Origin of the sequence: Colwellia sp. D2M02 (genome assembly GCF_018860755.1) — a bacterium.
GTDB classification, from domain to species: domain Bacteria; phylum Pseudomonadota; class Gammaproteobacteria; order Enterobacterales; family Alteromonadaceae; genus Colwellia; species Colwellia asteriadis.
Genome location: NZ_JAHKPW010000085.1, coordinates 48,555 through 64,896, shown reverse-complemented (window position 1 = coordinate 64,896; position 16,342 = coordinate 48,555). Strand labels below are relative to the sequence as shown.

12 protein-coding genes are annotated in these 16,342 nt (G+C 37.9%); 6 read left to right on the top strand and 6 right to left on the bottom strand.

The window, feature by feature from the left end; genetic code table 11:
• Positions 1 to 77: 77 nt before the first annotated feature.
• The 4 genes from KO495_RS16260 to KO495_RS16245 form a co-directional block, all read right to left on the bottom strand.
• The gene (locus KO495_RS16260; RefSeq protein WP_215981455.1) at positions 78 to 1,292 is read right to left on the bottom strand and encodes an aspartate aminotransferase family protein; all 1,215 of its coding nucleotides are present in this window, start codon (positions 1,290 to 1,292) and stop codon (positions 78 to 80) included.
• A 405-nt stretch (positions 1,293 to 1,697) separates the two neighbouring features.
• Positions 1,698 to 2,843, bottom strand: coding sequence for an HDOD domain-containing protein (locus tag KO495_RS16255; RefSeq protein ID WP_215981454.1), 1,146 nt, complete (start codon positions 2,841 to 2,843; stop codon positions 1,698 to 1,700).
• A gap of 78 nt (positions 2,844 to 2,921) precedes the next feature.
• Positions 2,922 to 3,545, bottom strand: a complete 624-nt coding sequence (locus KO495_RS16250; RefSeq protein WP_215981453.1) for an aminodeoxychorismate/anthranilate synthase component II — start codon at positions 3,543 to 3,545, stop codon at positions 2,922 to 2,924.
• A gap of 169 nt (positions 3,546 to 3,714) precedes the next feature.
• A complete protein-coding gene (locus KO495_RS16245) occupies positions 3,715 to 4,917 on the bottom strand; it encodes an alginate export family protein (RefSeq protein WP_215981452.1) in 1,203 nt (400 codons plus the stop codon).
• 428 nt (positions 4,918 to 5,345) lie between these two features.
• On the opposite strand from KO495_RS16245, the gene KO495_RS16240 reads away from it, so the two are divergent.
• Together KO495_RS16240 and KO495_RS16235 are read left to right on the top strand one after the other, a co-directional pair.
• Complete coding sequence (locus KO495_RS16240) at positions 5,346 to 5,684, top strand: P-II family nitrogen regulator (protein ID WP_215981451.1); 339 nt, start codon at positions 5,346 to 5,348, stop codon at positions 5,682 to 5,684.
• Positions 5,685 to 5,695: 11 nt separating this feature from the next.
• Positions 5,696 to 6,979, top strand: a complete 1,284-nt coding sequence (locus tag KO495_RS16235) for an ammonium transporter (protein WP_215981450.1) — start codon at positions 5,696 to 5,698, stop codon at positions 6,977 to 6,979.
• A 123-nt stretch (positions 6,980 to 7,102) separates the two neighbouring features.
• Here the strand turns inward: KO495_RS16235 and KO495_RS16230 are convergent, their stop codons facing one another.
• Entirely contained in the window at positions 7,103 to 7,897 is a 795-nt protein-coding gene (locus KO495_RS16230) for a peptidylprolyl isomerase (protein WP_252739024.1), read from the bottom strand.
• A gap of 304 nt (positions 7,898 to 8,201) precedes the next feature.
• Here KO495_RS16230 and KO495_RS16225 point away from each other — a divergent pair, with 304 nt between their 5' ends.
• From KO495_RS16225 to KO495_RS16215, 3 genes are all read left to right on the top strand, one after another.
• A complete protein-coding gene (locus KO495_RS16225; protein ID WP_215981449.1) occupies positions 8,202 to 11,111 on the top strand; it encodes an ATP-binding protein in 2,910 nt (969 codons plus the stop codon).
• A 16-nt stretch (positions 11,112 to 11,127) separates the two neighbouring features.
• Positions 11,128 to 12,051, top strand: a complete 924-nt coding sequence (locus KO495_RS16220) for a hypothetical protein (RefSeq protein ID WP_252739023.1) — start codon at positions 11,128 to 11,130, stop codon at positions 12,049 to 12,051.
• A gap of 88 nt (positions 12,052 to 12,139) precedes the next feature.
• The gene (locus KO495_RS16215) at positions 12,140 to 13,066 is read left to right on the top strand and encodes a Dyp-type peroxidase (RefSeq protein WP_215981448.1); all 927 of its coding nucleotides are present in this window, start codon (positions 12,140 to 12,142) and stop codon (positions 13,064 to 13,066) included.
• Here the strand turns inward: KO495_RS16215 and KO495_RS16210 are convergent.
• The gene (locus KO495_RS16210) at positions 13,063 to 14,091 is read right to left on the bottom strand and encodes a hypothetical protein (RefSeq protein WP_252739022.1); all 1,029 of its coding nucleotides are present in this window, start codon (positions 14,089 to 14,091) and stop codon (positions 13,063 to 13,065) included. The genes KO495_RS16215 and KO495_RS16210 overlap by 4 nt on opposite strands.
• Before the next feature lie 350 nt (positions 14,092 to 14,441).
• On the opposite strand from KO495_RS16210, the gene KO495_RS16205 reads away from it, so the two are divergent.
• On the top strand, positions 14,442 to 16,265 hold the full coding sequence (locus tag KO495_RS16205) for an acyl-CoA dehydrogenase C-terminal domain-containing protein (RefSeq protein WP_215981447.1): 1,824 nt from the start codon (positions 14,442 to 14,444) through the stop codon (positions 16,263 to 16,265).
• Positions 16,266 to 16,342 lie beyond the last annotated feature (77 nt).

Genomic DNA, 16,342 nt, shown 5'->3' with positions numbered 1-16,342 from the left:
ATTGATATTATATCTGTCGATAATTACAGGAAGTAGTATCGACAGATAACTTGCGGCGTATGATTGTTTAGTAGGCTCTACTTAACCATTTTAGCTACAGCACGCTCAAAACGTACTAAGCCTTCAGTGATATCATCATCAGAAATCACTAATGAAGGAGCAAAACGAACAATGCTTGCACCAGCAACTAAGGTCATTACACCTTCAGCCATGGCGGCATTTAAAAAATCTTTAGCTTTACCTTGATAGTTTTCATTTAAAACCGCACCAATTAATAGACCTTTACCGCGTATTTCTGAGAAAACGTTATATTTGGCATTAATTGCATTTAAGCCGTCAACGTATAATGTTGATTTAGCTTTAACGCCGGCCAATACTTCAGGTGTGTTTACGGTATCAAGTACCGCTTCGCCTACAGCACAAGCTAATGGGTTACCACCATAAGTACTGCCGTGCGTACCTATTTTTAAATGTTGAGCAATATCAGTTGTTGTTAACATTGCGCCAATTGGGAAGCCACCACCTAAACCTTTGGCTGAACTTAAAATGTCAGGTGTTACACCAAGGTCCATATAAGCATATAAGCTACCTAAACGACCAAGACCTGTTTGTACTTCATCAAAAATTAATAAAGCATTGTGTTGATTACAAAGCTCGCGTACACCCTTAATAAACTCATCTGTTGGTGCAACAATACCACCTTCACCTTGTAATGGTTCAATCATAACCGCACAAGTTTTATCTGAAATAAGTGCTTTTAAGCTATCAAGGTTATTGTATTCAGCGTGATCTATATTGCCAGGTTTCGGGCCAAAGCCGTCAGAGTATGCTGCCTGACCGCCTACTGTTACAGTAAAGAAAGTACGGCCGTGAAAACCTTGTTTAAAGGCAATGATTTGTGATTTTTCTTCACCGTGAACTTCTAATGCCCAACGACGTGCTAACTTTAACGCTGCTTCATTCGCTTCTGCGCCTGAATTACAAAAATATACTTTTTCAGCAAAAGTGTTATCAACTAATTTTTTGGCTAAGCGTAATGCAGGCTCATTGGTTAGTACGTTAGACAAGTGCCAAATCTTTTCGCCTTGCTCTTTTAATGCGCCGACTAATGCAGGATGACAGTGACCTAATGCACTTACGGCAATACCGCCAGCAAAATCAATGTATTCATTATCTTGTTGATCCCACACGCGTGAACCTTTACCACGTACTGGAATAACCGCTGAAGGGGCATAGTTAGGAACCATAACTTCATTAAAAAGTTCGCGATCAACAGAAAAATGTTCTGACATTTCAAATCCTCATTTATATAAGTGGTAATGTTTTAAATAACTATAGCCATAGTAGCTTACTTTTTTAAGTAGAGATATTGTCCAATTAAATAATGTTAGCAGGACTTTTTTGCTGAAAAATACGTCGGCTGTTATCCAAAAAATAGAGTGATAGTATGACAGGTTAGCTGCTATTTGTCTTGCTCTGCGTGGCTGCAGGCTAGGTAAAATAAAGCTTCGGTTGATTTTATTCAACAAAGATGAATATTTATTGAGGAGGTTTTTTGAGCAAATTAGCAATGGCTGGTATAGCGCTCGCTACTTGTTAATAAAAAATGCACAAATGAGCAAATATCATAATTACGCAGAAAAAAATTATTCTTTATGGCCTTTTTTGGGTCTAAAAGGCGATAAATTGCTGCTAACTTAGCTAAAAATTAACTTAATATGATCAATGTCACTTTTTTTCAATAATGAGATTTCTGCTGACGTTAATTTAGTATTACTCAGTAGTGCTTTGCTTTCATCACTATTAATCAAGTTATCTTTAGCGAGTGCCCGAAAGGCAACATAGGCTTTCGCTTTTGCGACAACCTGCGCTATAGGGCACATTTTAGTGATGTGATCAGCATAAGCTAAATCAAACATTGGCTCAGTTATAGCCAAGCGTTCAAAGTTCATTTGCTCGACTAAGTCGGCAGATAGCTTACTACTGCGTAATAAAAGCTGTTCAAGTAATAGTGGTTCTGAAATATCTAGATTGAGCAATATATTGTGTAAACGCTTGTCTTTTGCTTGAAAAGCCTCACGCACTTCTTTTTTGTGTTTAGTATTAACGGTAGTGAAAAAGCACTGTGTAACAGCAAGCTGTCCAATGTTAGATAACATGCCCGTTGTAAAAGCGGTGAACCAATCAAGCTCTTGCTCTTTTGCTAAAACACCCGCAGCCAAGGCGATAGATAAGCTATCGTTCCATAACTTTCGTTTCATTAATGAAAAAGGTGCAGTACTTGCGGGTAGCCAATGCTTTAAAATAAAGGTTGGCATTACTTGTTTTAAGTTATCCAAGCCAATGTAACTTAAGGCGAGTTTAGCGTCATTTACTTGTACGTCAGCTCTTTTACGGTACTGTGGTTTGTTAACCAAGTTAATTAAATCAGTACAAAGCCAAGGCAGAAGTGTTGCTAGTGGCTTAATTTGGTTAACCGAAGCCGCACGGGTTGATAGGGTGTCAAGTATCCGCGGTGCGGTATCTTCAATACCGAGTACTTCTTGGTACAAATACTCTTTACTATTAAAGTCATTATTAAGCTTACTTTTTACTTGCGCTGCAAAGGTGTTCATTACTTGTTTTTTAAAGTGCTCTTCGCCATGAGCAGCAATAATTTTCTCTTGCTGAGTGGCTACCTCAACCGATAAGAGTTCTCGGCGACGGTTCTCTTGCTCGCTGCCTTGGTGGTCTACTACGACTATTTTTCCGCTCAATTGCTCTGCAAATTCTTTACTAATAGACAAGGCTACTGCACGTTGATAAATAGTGCTAATAGTGGGATGATTATCAAAAATTTGCATAATGTTCAAAAGGCTTTGTTAAGTATTGCTTTGTGTAAGTGTATTGGAGTTTGTCGATGAACTCCAATTTAATGATAGTTAAGCTATCGGATAATCTTGGTATTTCTTAATAAAGTTTGCGAGTAAGTTCTGTCCTTGCTCTGTTAATACTGATTCAGGATGAAATTGTACGCTGCATATAGGTAAGCTTTTGTGCTGTAGCGCCATAATTTCCTCTACTTGATTGAGAGTATCAGTTACGACTAACTTTTCATCTTTAACAGTCCAAGCCGAAATTTCAAGGCATTCGGGGAGGGAAGCTTTATTAACAATGAGTGAGTGATAACGAGTGACTTCTAAAGGTTGTGGCAAGCCTGAGAATAGTCCTTGATTATTGTGGGTAATTAAGGAAGTTTTCCCATGCATTACTTTACGCGCTTTTTCGACAATCGCGCCAAAATATTGAGCAATACATTGATGGCCTAAACAAACCCCTAATAATGGAATTTTACCTGAAAAGTGTTTCACAACAGCTAGTGAAATTCCTGCGCTATCGGGATCGCAAGGACCAGGGGAAATCACTATAAAGTGAGGAGCCATTTTTTCGATTTCTTGTAATGAAATTTCATCATTACGATAAACGACAACCTCTTGCCCTAATGCTTGAAAGTAATGCACTAAATTAAAGGTAAATGAGTCGTAGTTGTCGATCATTAACAACAAAAGGTCACCATAGTAAGGCCAGTAAAATTCGGGGCCATTCTAATGGTTTTACTTTAATGGGGCAATCGTTAGCGCTGCAAAATACTAAGCTGAGTGTAATCAACTTAGTATAATTAACTTAGTATTTTGGTAAAGCTACTTCTTTTGCATTTAGAGTTTAGGTTTGGTCTTAAAACTGGGCGGTTAACTGTAACCATAACTTATTAGTATCAGTGATTTTACTACTACCACCATCATTGTAATGGGCTATTTTTGCTAACATACTATAATTGTTGTTTATCTTATAGTTGGCTATCAAATCAAGTTCATTACCAAAATCTATATTATCTTGGTCAGATGAAAACTTATGATAAGTAGCTGACCAGTTTATCTCTGAAAGCTTTCCTTTCACGGTCAGGTAAACATCTTGCAAGCCTTCATTAGGAGTGCCTAGAAACTTATCAGCCCAACCATTAAATTTGTGCTTTGTGGCAAGTGGTGTATTAAATGCAACGCCACTGTCACTGCCTAGTAATTCATAACCTGCGAGTAATACTATGGCATTGAGTTTGTAGCCAACCTCTGCGTTAACATAGAGCGCGTTATAATTATTAGGGTTATTACCATGTTCACTTTGGCTGGCAAGGCTTGCATTAACAAATAAGTCATTAAAATTTCCCTGGTATAGGGCACCAATGGTATTGCTCGAGTTTGTTAAGGCAATATCGTAATCTAAAAGGTAGCCAAAAGCGGAGATAACCTGATTTTTATTGAATTCATATTTAGCATTAGCTAAGTGAAAGTCACCTTGCACATCGTTGGCTGCTATATCATTAATGTTATGAATATAACTATAATCAATAACTAACTTATCAGTTTGATATTGAGCGCGTACTCCGTCATAGGTCTGTTCGTTTTGCCTCCAACTAACACCACCTACAAATCGTTGGTTATTATGAAGAATACGTTGTCTTCCTACAGTAACGCTAACCCCTTGGTTGAGATACTTTAAATAGGCTTGGTTAATATCAGTGCCTTGAGGATCAAGAACCACCGGATATTGAGTATTACCATTTTTTTGGCTGTTATAGTCATCTATAAAAGCATGAACATCATCAACTTCTAAACCTAAAGAGAAGTTATGATAACTCCCTGTGCTAATGGTTATACGGCTTTTTAACGTAAGGGCTTCAGCACTTTTATCAAAGCCATCTTGGTCTACCCCTTCATAGCGTGCGCGTAAATTTACATCGATCTTACTGTCATTTAAAGCATGAGTAATACCATTGCCGTGTTTTGTTTCGGTGGCAAAGGCTATTGGCGTCGCTAATATGGCGGTAGCCATAATAGATAGTGCGAGTTTTTTTTGTGCAACATACTTAATAGAGTTCATTATGATATTCCAACTATACAGGTGTGAAGTTATTGTCATTTTGTATTCATGAATTCTTACATTTCGTTGCGTTAGCTAAGTTGATACTAATCAACTTTAATGTATTTGTTCGCTAATAAGTTTCAATGAATACCAATGAAACTTAGCCGTACTGATTTTTAGTTGTAAATAACGTTATTCTTATGATTCTTGCTATTTTTCTTGATGTTGATCTTTCATAAATTTAGGCATTTTTTCACACTTAATCTGTTTTCTATTACCTGCACCAGCACTCAACATTTTTAGTGATTTCACGCACTTTTATGGTGCGAACCTTTTGTTGATATAATGATTTATTTCCTTATGTGATTGAAAATAAATGTTTATTTTTTTTGGTACGTGAATTGTATTACTGTTTACATCATTCCTGCATTACAAAGAGAATACTAATGAAATTGATCAGTGCAATTATAAAACCCTTTAAGTTAGACGAGGTTCGGGACGCTATTTCTGAAATAGGTGTTGAAGGTATCACGGTAAGCGAAGTGAAAGGTTTTGGTCGTCAAAAAGGCCATACTGAGCTATATCGCGGTGCAGAATATCAAGTGGACTTTTTACCAAAAGTTAAACTTGAGATTGCGGTAAACGATGACTTAGTAGAGCGCTTAATTGAAGCGATCACTAAAGCTGCCCACACCGGAAAAATTGGTGATGGTAAAATATTCGTTTATAACCTAGAGCAAGCCATCCGTATTCGTACTGGTGAGCAAGACGCTGAAGCAATTTAAGGAGAGTACCAATGGAACAAAATATTTTTCAACTTCAATATGCACTTGATACTTTTTACTTTTTGATTTGTGGTGCGTTAGTAATGTGGATGGCTGCAGGCTTCTCTATGCTTGAGGCTGGTCTTGTTAGAGCTAAAAATACCACTGAAATTTTAACCAAAAATGTTGCCTTATACGCGATTGCTTGTGTTATGTATTTGGTTGTTGGTTACGACATTATGTATAGTGGCGGTGTTTTCCTTAATAGTATTGCACTTGATGGAGCTGCTAGTAGTGACGCTTTAGTTAGCTCTGTACTTGCTGAGTCAGCCAAAGAGGGTTTTGATGGCGGTGCGGTGTACTCAAATGCATCAGACTTTTTCTTTCAGGTAGTATTTGTGGCAACGGCTATGTCTATTGTTTCAGGTGCTGTTGCAGAGCGTATGAAGTTGTGGGCATTTCTTGCTTTTACAGTAATATTAACAGGTTTCATTTACCCAATGGAAGGAAGCTGGACTTGGAATGGTGAAGCTGTTTTCGGTTTATATACTTTATCTGACCTTGGTTTTTCTGACTTTGCCGGATCAGGTATTGTTCATATGGCTGGGGCTTCAGCTGCATTAGCTGGTGTTTTATTACTGGGTGCTCGTAAAGGCAAGTATGGTAAAGATGGCAAAGTAAATGCAATTCCTGGTGCTAACTTGCCTATGGCTACTTTAGGTACCTTTATTTTATGGATGGGTTGGTTTGGTTTTAATGGCGGCTCAGTATTAAAACTGGCTGATATTAACAGTGCTAACTCTGTTGCTATGGTTTTCTTAAATACTAATGCCGCCGCCGCAGCAGGTGCTATTTCAGCACTCGTAGTCGCTAAACTTTTATTCAAGAAAGCAGATTTAACAATGACGTTAAACGGCGCATTAGCGGGCTTAGTTGCTATTACTGCTGAGCCGTCAACGCCATCTCCTTTACAAGCTACTATTTTTGGTGCTATTGCCGGTGTTATTGTTGTTATGTCAGTGCTAGCGTTAGATAAAGCTAAAATAGATGACCCTGTTGGTGCTATTTCTGTACATGGTGTTGTAGGCTTCTTTGGTCTACTTATTGTACCATTAACGAATGCTGGCTCAACATTTACCGGTCAATTACTAGGCGCAGCGACTATTTTTGTTTGGGTATTTAGTACTAGCTTTGTTGTGTGGTTTATCCTGAAAAAAGTGATGGGTATCCGTGTCGGTGAAGAAGAAGAGTACGAAGGTGCTGATAAAGCAGACTGTGGTATGGAGGCATATCCTGAGTTTACTCGCGGACAGTAGAGTTAATTACTAGCGCTACTCTGTATTTATATAGGGGCGCTAGAATAAACAAAAAGCAGCGTGATAGCTGCTTTTTATTGGGAGTTTGTTTACTTGTTGAGAGTTAACGCTATATGGATAACGCTACTTTGATGACAAGCGGCGTCTTACACCAATAAATGCTAAAGCGCTTAAGGCTAACCAACCGAATGAGCCACCACTGCTTTTTGATGAGTCAGGTGTCGTTGGCTGATTTATAATTAAGGTGTTTTTCTTAGGCGTAAGGTTAGCATCAGTTACCTCTGAGCTATCAATAATGGTGACTTGTTGTACTTGTACAAAGTTTTCAATGCCAGGGGCTGATAGATCGGCGCAAGTTTGGCTTTCTTCTTTAACAACGGGAATATCGGTTAGGCCTCCTTGATTACAACGACTCAGTTGCGCTATTTTTTCTAATGTTTCCCAACTTGCATCACCTATAACTTGCCCAAAAGCGGTAAAGCCACCATTTTGCACATCTAAGTTAGCGCTATTATCTTCTAAATTGAAAAACCATTGGTTAGTCGCGCTGTTAACATTACCGCCACGCTTTGCCATGGCTATAGTGCCTTTAACATTTGAGTAAACAGGTTCATTAGTAATACTGGCATTTGCCGCTAATGGTGCTAATGGCCAAGCACCCGTAAACTCAAACCCACCGCCTTGTACAATAAAGTCGGTGACAACGCGATGAATAACTGAGTCGGTGTAATGATTTTCATCAACATAATTTAAAAAATTTTCAACAGTTTTTGGTGTGGTTTTATCGAACAAGTTTACGGTAATAGGGCCTTGTGATGTTGTTACTTCAACAATGGTTGCACTGCTTAATGCGCTAAATGATAATAATGTGCTAACTAACAAGCTTTTCATCATAAGTTTATTTTTTGTATTTTGCATATCAGACTCTATTTAAAATTATTAAGACGTCAGCATAATAAATGTCACTACCTAGATAAACAAGAGTGATATGTTATTAACTTGTAATGCTGGGCTCTATTTCAGTTTGTATACACTAAAGCGGGATAACTATTTTTTTTGAACGCGATAAATGCTATAAACATAAATGTATTGATTAGTTTTTGAATGTTGTGCATGGATGGGTCGTTGCCGTTTTAATACAAGACAGTATATTGGGCTTTGGAGTGAGCAATATCTAATGCAGTTTTTCTGTGTATAGCAACCAACAGCGTAAATTATAATAATGAAAAAGTTCTACTTTCTACTATTGCTTTGCTTATTTGGCAATGTCACCCCCTCTTCAGCCAATGTGCATACAGAAAGTAATATAAGCACTTATCATAAAGACTTTAATAAACAGCTATTTATTATTAGTAATACTGCAGATAAAGACCATGCCTTAAAAGAACTACAACAACTATTTATGGCGAGCGGTTTATCAGCCCAGCAAAAGTTTTCAGTATTATTTGAGCAAGGAAAGTTGCTTTATGTGCTCACACGTTACCAAGAAGCGATAGAGCAAGCGTTACAAGCGAAAGCTATCGTGCAAGAGATAGAAGATAATTCACTTATTGCTAAGGCTGATAATCTTTTAGGGGTGGTTTATTATTATCAGGGCGAGCTAGATAAAGCGTTATTGCATTATCAGCAGTCCTTGGCATTTTATAATGATAAAGGCGATTTAAATAATAGTAAAACCGCTCTTGTACGGGCTAACTTATTTAATAATCTTGCTTTAGTTTTTAGTTCTATGGGAGATAGTACTAATTCGTTATATCACTATCAACAGGCTGAAGCTTTGTATCAAGCTTACGGTAGTGAAGCTGATAAGGTTGATGTACGTTTTAATATTGCACTATTGCATGTCAATCTTAAACGTTTTGGTATTGCAATTGGTATGCTTAAAGAAACTATTACACAGTTTAATCAATTTCAGGATAAGTTAAGTGCTGCTAAAGCAACTGCAGGTTTAGGTATTGCCTATAAGTACTCAGGACAATACAAACTTGCTGAAAAAAATATTTTAGAAGCGTTAACTTATTTTCAATTGCAAGGCCATCGGCATGATACCGCATCACAATTTCATAACATTTCCGCAGTATATACTTCTTTAGGTGATTATAAAAAAGCCCAAAAGTATGCTGAAAAAGCAATTGTCTTAAGTCAGCAGGTTGGGCATCAAAAGGCCCATGCTGGTAGCTTACAAGTATTGGCTAAAATTTACTTCTTTCAGGGGGCGTTTTTATTAGCTCAAGAGAGTATCGAGCTCTCTAATGCTATTGCTAAAAAAATTAATTACAAAACAATTTTGATTGATAACTTGGCTATTTCCGCTTTGATATATGCTGGTTTAGGCCAGCAGGAAAATGCACTTAATGACTTTTATGCTCACGAAAGACACCAGCATGAAGCAGATAACTTAATGCTAAACGAACAGTTGGCTAAGTTTGAATCAGAGCAATTAGCACAACAAGTTATACAGTTGCGCCAAGCGAAAAGGTTAGAAGAGTTACAATCAGCAAAAACGGATCAACGACGAAGCTTTATACTGTTATCGGTGGTTTTGCTTTTGTTGTTAATCTTCTTTGTTTATCGTCGTTATCTTGAGAGTCGTGTCACAGCCGTATTAGAAAAAAGAGTACAGCAGCGAACCAATGAATTAGAGTTAACAGGTAAAAGATTAAGGAAAGCGAATAAGATTAAAAGCCAGTTTTTGGCGAATATGAGCCATGAAATAAGAACCCCGTTAACAGCTATTGTCGGCCATGCCGAAGCAATAATTCACCGGGATGTTAACCATGAAGATCTTATTAAAGAGGTTGACGTTATTCATGGTAATAGCTTGCATTTATTAGCACTAATTAATGATATTTTAGATTTAAGTAAAATAGAAGCAGAAAAATTTCAGCTTGAGTTAAGACCGCAAAACCTAGAAGTTATCATCCAAGAGTTAGGTGACATGTTTGCAGAGCAAGCACAACGTAAAGGTCTTACTTTTACAATACAGCATCAAATTTCCTTTCCATTTATTATTGATATTGATGCAAGGCGAGTCAGGCAAGTCTTAATAAACCTGTGCTCCAATGCGATTAAATTTACTGCCAAGGGAAGTGTTACCTTAACCGTAGATTGGTCTATAGACCGACTAAAGTTCACCGTTATAGATACAGGAATAGGTTTGAAATCAAAGCAAATAGCTCAGGTTTTTGAGGTATTTACACAAGCTGATAGCAGCATCAGTCGACGCTTTGGAGGCTCAGGTTTAGGGCTGTCATTATCTAATGAATTAGCGAGGTTAATGGGCGGTGAAATCACTGTACAAAGTGAAGCCGGAAAAGGTAGCTGCTTTTCATTTATATTGCCTTGCTCGGTTATAGCAAAGACTGAGCCAGTAGACTATAAACAAACACATAAAGCACTAGAGAGTGAAGCTGTAAAGCCAATACAGATTACGGGTAAAATACTCTTAGCTGAAGACCATGATGATAATAGACGTCTAATCGCACGGTTACTTGAGAGCCTAGGACTTGAAGTGTTCTGTGCTAAAAATGGTCTTGAAGCGATTGAGTTATGCCAGAAACATCAACCAAGATTAGTTTTATTAGATATCCAGATGCCAGAAATGGATGGCATTACGGCATTTACTCAACTACGAAAAATTGGCTTTATACAACCTATTTATGCCTTAACGGCGAATGCAATGTCACATGAAGTAAGTCAATATATTACACTTGGTTTTAATGGGCATTTGAAAAAACCTATCGAAAGAGAAAGTTTTATTCATACTATTGCTCAACACTACCCTAATATCGATGCTTCAAAAGCAACAGCAAAGTTAGCAAGTTTAAGCTTAAAAGACTTAACGCAAGATTATAAAGTAAGCTTACAAGAGGAGCTTAAGGTACTAACCGATTACTTAACAAGTCATAACCAAGAGTTACTCGCTAAGACTGTACATAGAATTTCAGGGGCGGGACAAATGTTTGGTTTTACTGAGTTAAGTCAAGCAGCCAAAGAGCTTGATAGTTACCTTAAAAAAATAAGCAGTGAAGAACGCGTGCTAACAGCAAGTGAGAAAAAACAGCAAAGTTGCTTTATTGATGATCTTATCCATTGCTTGATCGATGAAATAACTTTAGTGCAGTCAGCCTAGTGAATAATGCTCAAATATGATGCCCAAAAATATATCACTTATACAGCTTACCTTTTCATTGGCACTATTCGCTTTAGCTGCCTCGCTATTTAATATTAGTCGCTATATTCCAGAAATACTGACTACTATTAATAATACTGTGCAACATGTTGATAATATTAGCCCTGAAATTGATCGTATAGTTGACGAGGTTGCTTTAGTTCGAGCAGAAGTTACTTTAGTTAGGGAGCAATTAGCAACGCAAGTGCCGACTGTTTTAACGCAAGTCTCAGCGACCTTACCAGTTATCCAGCAAGTTATAAGGGAAAGCGAACATTACTCACAGCAAATTCCAGCAATACTTAAACAAGTTGCTTTAGTAGAGCAGAACTTATCGTCTATTGAAAAGCAATTGCCACACATTTTTAAACGTATAGATAATATTACCGTTACAACGCAAAATGTTGTCAATGAAGCGGCACTTTGGCGGCCTCATTCAACACAATACTTAGCTGAAATAGAGCAATCTAAAGAATATATTCCGCAATATTTAACGCGCGCTGAGAATATTGTTATTAGTGCTAAAACTATAGGTAGCGAGGCAAGTAGCGGTTTAGTATCGGGTTTTTTAAAAGGGGTTGTGTCTTTGCCTTTTGAAGTGGTTTCAGGGTTAAGCGGAATTGTTGACTCAAGCTCTCGTTCAGCTAAAAAATTAACCGCTAAAGATGTTGCATTAATGCAAGAAAAGGTTATTTTACTGCTTGATCACTCTAGCCAGCTTAAGGTTATTTGGTATAACGTTGAAAGTGGCAATAGAGGCACTATTACCAAAGGTGAGAAGGTTACTAAACATGAAAAATTATGTTATCACCTCACGTTTGAGAACTCGTTTGCTAAAGAAAAAGAAGTGCTTAGAGAGCTGATGTGTCGTAATGATGAAGGCTTGTGGAGTGTTATGTAATTACGTCCGTAACAGCTTAAATTATTGTGTTAAAATAACAATTTTGTGTAAAATAAACCATCAATTATTATTTAAAGTAGGGTATTAAATGGCTAGAGAACAATTTGGTATATGTGCAGAGCCAAACTTACATGGTAGTTACTTGCTGTTTAATGTTTTAGATGACAAAAACGCTTTTATTCGCGCTGCATTGTCACGTTTACCTGCACTATTTGATGATTATGCCGATCGTTACTCTGAAGCTAACCTCATTGGCGTTGTTGCTATTGGGGCTGCTTACTGGGATGAATTCTATCCTCAGGCACGGCCTGACTCACTTGCCTCTTTTCCTGCTATGCATAGTGGGGATCGTGTTGCGCCAAGTGATAGCTATGATATTTATGTTGAAATACGCAGTGACAGGGCCGATGTTAATCATATTGTTAGTACTAAAATATGTCAGCTTTTTGCCGAAAGTGTTGAGTTAAGCGAACAGATCCAAGCTTTCCGGTTTTTAGATGGTCGAGATCTTACCGGTTTTGTTGATGGTACGGAAAACCCACAAGGGCTACATCGACGTGAAGTGGCGCTTGTTAAAGAGCAAGATCAACCACTATTTGCTGGTGGTAGTTATCTGCATGTTCAGCGTTATGAGCATAATATCCGTTTATGGAACTCATTAGCGGAGCATGAGCAAGAAGATGTTTATGGACGAACGAAATACGATAACATTGAGTATAAAAGTGAAAATAAACCGTTAACTGCGCATACTAAGCGCACTAGTTTAAAAGACGAAAATGGTAACAGCCTTGAGATATTACGACAAAGTATGCCATACGGGGATATGAAGCGAAAAGGTTTGTTTTTTGTCTCTTATTGTCACTCTCCTAAGCCATTTGAATTAATGCTAAAAAGCATGGTGCATGGCGATGGTGAAGGACATTCAGATCACTTACTTAAATATACTCAAGCAGAAACAGGTGCTGCTTTTTTCGCCCCAAGCTTAAACTTTTTGAAAGCTTTAGCAGAAAATTAATCGTCATTATTGGCGGTGCTGTTGATGACTTCATGATAAGGCTCAACCGTATAGCGGCCTTGGTCTATGGCAAGCTTTGATTCAGGCGCTAGTTGACCTAAAGGCAATAAAGCTGGGCCAGTTGGCTCAGCTAGTACATAATGAACACCTTGATGTTCAATACTCACTTCACCCGCCTCACTTGGAATTGAAATACCAATAAACGCATGCTTATCTATATAGAGTAATGCCATCTCAATCCGTGGCATAAGCCCCCTTAATATACTCGCGGTTAATGTCATTTTGCTGTCACAATCCCCTTGGTTTTCCCACAATACTTTCGTAGGATTGTTAAAGCCTGAGCCAGAAGAGTTAATACGTGACTCTAAAGGGCTATAAGGGATACTTTGTACAAAACCTAATACATAATTTGTTACTTGACGAATATTTTGAATAGACACTTGTTCTAATATAATCGGCTTCATCAGTTTTAAATCATCAACAGAGTCATTAGCTATTGCTCCGTGATCTACTTTTATACCGGTAATGTTATCGTGGTTAGTAAAAGGTTGATAATAATTCTCTTGAAAATATTGTTGTTGAATTGTTGACTCTAGTTTTATTAATTGTTGATAAGTTTTAGATACTTTCTGTTGATCTTGTCCTTTCACATTAATGCGATATTCCCCATTAGTTTGCCGAAAGCTGACTTGTACACCTTGTACTGGTTTTTTTCTTAAATGTTGCTTTAAGCGACGTAGAATAGCCTTTTGAGCATAGCTGGCTTGATAACTTTTTAACTGTCTGAATCGGTCAAATAAACTTTGCTGTGTTAATTGAAAACTTAGCTTTTGGGTTTGGTCATTATAATCGAGCCACTGATAGGTAAATTGGTAACCTTTATCGATAGCCGCTTTATTAAAGTACGTTTGCTGAGCATTAAGTGTGGTAGAAACAACGAATAAACAGAACAACACCATTAAGTTAGCCAAAGGCTGCATGGCTCTGAATAAGGAAGGGTGTTGCCTATCAACTATCGTTGGCATGTGTTCTCCATTGGACGTTTCTAGTGGCGCGCTGTTTTTAGTGCTACAGCGTATATTTAATATAAGTGACTATACTTGCAAAAATCACCAAACAATTAATATTAATAACATGATGTTACTTAAGCTTAGTTTAAGTATATACGTGATTTATTTTTAGAGCATTGTTTACGGAAAAATTTTCAATAGATAGTAAAGTTTATTTGGCATGCTTTACTTTGGTGATAAATTCGCTATATTAAAACAGGTGTTTTAATTGGTTGTTTTCTTGGCTGGTCTAACAGAGCTGCATAGTAATAACACAAATTATTCAAACCGTTTATTAAGCTATTGAACAATACAGAGAGGTTAAAGTGACTGAATATAAAGTACCCTTAAATGATATGGACTTTCTTTTGTATGACGTATTTAACGTCGATGAAGTTTGGCGAAGCCTTCCTCAACTTGCAGAACAGCTTGATAAAGACGTTGCTGGCGCTATTTTACAAGAGTGCGCAAAAATTGCAGAGCAAGCCATTGCACCAATAAGCAGAGAAGGTGACGAAGAAGGTGTAAGCTTCAAGCTTAATGACAACGGTATTGGCGGTAAAGTAACTACCGCAAAAGGTTATAAAGAAGCATTTGCTACATACGCTGAGGGTGGCTGGTGTGGCTTGGGTGGCGATGTTGAGTATGGCGGCATGGGAATGCCTAAAGTGTTAACCGCTTTTCATGAAGAAATGCTCTCAAGTGCCGATATTGCTTTTGCTTTATATCCTGTATTAACAGCAGGGGCGGGTTTATCTTTAGCGAAACATGGTAGCGAGGCGCTTAAAGAGAAGTTTCTTACTAAGATGTACTCAGGTCAATGGACAGCATCAATGTGTTTAACAGAGGCGCATGCGGGATCAGACTTAGGGTTAATTCAAACCAAAGCGGTATTACAAGATGATAATAGTTATAGCGTAACGGGTAGTAAAATATTTATCACCGGTGGCGAACATGACTTAACTGAAAATATTGTTCATTTAGTGTTAGCCAAGTTACCAGATGCACCTGCAGGACCTCGTGGAATTTCGCTATTTTTAGTGCCTAAAATATTGGTTAATGACGATCAAAGTTTAGGTGAGCCAAATAAGGTGAGCTGTGGTGCTATTGAACACAAAATGGGCATTCACGCCTCGGCTACATGTGTTATGAACTTTGATGGTGCGAAAGGTTACTTAATTGGTGAACTTAATAAAGGTTTAGCTTGCATGTTCACTATGATGAACTTTGAGCGCATAGGTGTTGGCATTCAAGGCTTATCAGCAGGGGAGCGTTCTTATCAAAATGCCTTAGCGTATGCGAAAGATCGCAAACAAGGTCGTGCTTTAGTTAAAAATGAAACAACGAAAAGTGCAAATAATGCTGATAGTATTATGGTGCATGGTGATGTACGTCGCATGCTATTAAATATGAAAGCGTTAAATGAAGGCTCGCGCGCATTAAGTTGCTATATTGCTTTACAGCTTGATTATGCTACCTACGGCTCAGGCGAGCTGCAAGAAAAAGGCGAAGCATTATCAGCCTTAATGACTCCTTTAGCGAAAGCTTTTTTCACCGACCTTGGCTTTGAAAATACCGTAACAGGGCAACAAGTTTTTGGTGGGCATGGTTATATTCGTGAATGGGGGCAAGAGCAGCTAGTGCGTGATGCGCGGATAACGCAAATATATGAAGGTACTAATGGTATTCAGGCCATGGACTTACTCATGCGAAAGGTTGTAGGCTCTCAAGGTAAGTTAGTTAATATTTTTATCGATGAAGTGCGTAGTTACTTGCAAACGGTTACAGGAGATAGTCAGCTTACTGAGTTTGCTCAACCTTTATCACAAGCGCTTGATGACTTTAGTCAAGTATCGTCGGCACTTATAAAGCAGGCAGATGTCAATTTAAATGACTTAGGTGTGGCTGCTAATGACTATTTGCATTTATTTGGTTACACCGCAATGGCTTATGTTTGGATGAAAATGGCGCAATCATCATTACAAAAAACAACTCAGCAAGACGCGGGGCAAAGCGAAATATTTTACCAAAGCAAAGTACACACAGCACGATACTTTTTTACGCGGTTGTTACCAAGACGACTTTCTTTAATGGCAACAATTAATACCCGTAGCGATTGTTTATTTAATATTCACGATGATTTGTTTTAATACTTCACCTAACTTTAGGCACTTATTAACGCTTAACGTTGAATTAGTTTAGTCGCATTGCCTTAATATCCCAATGA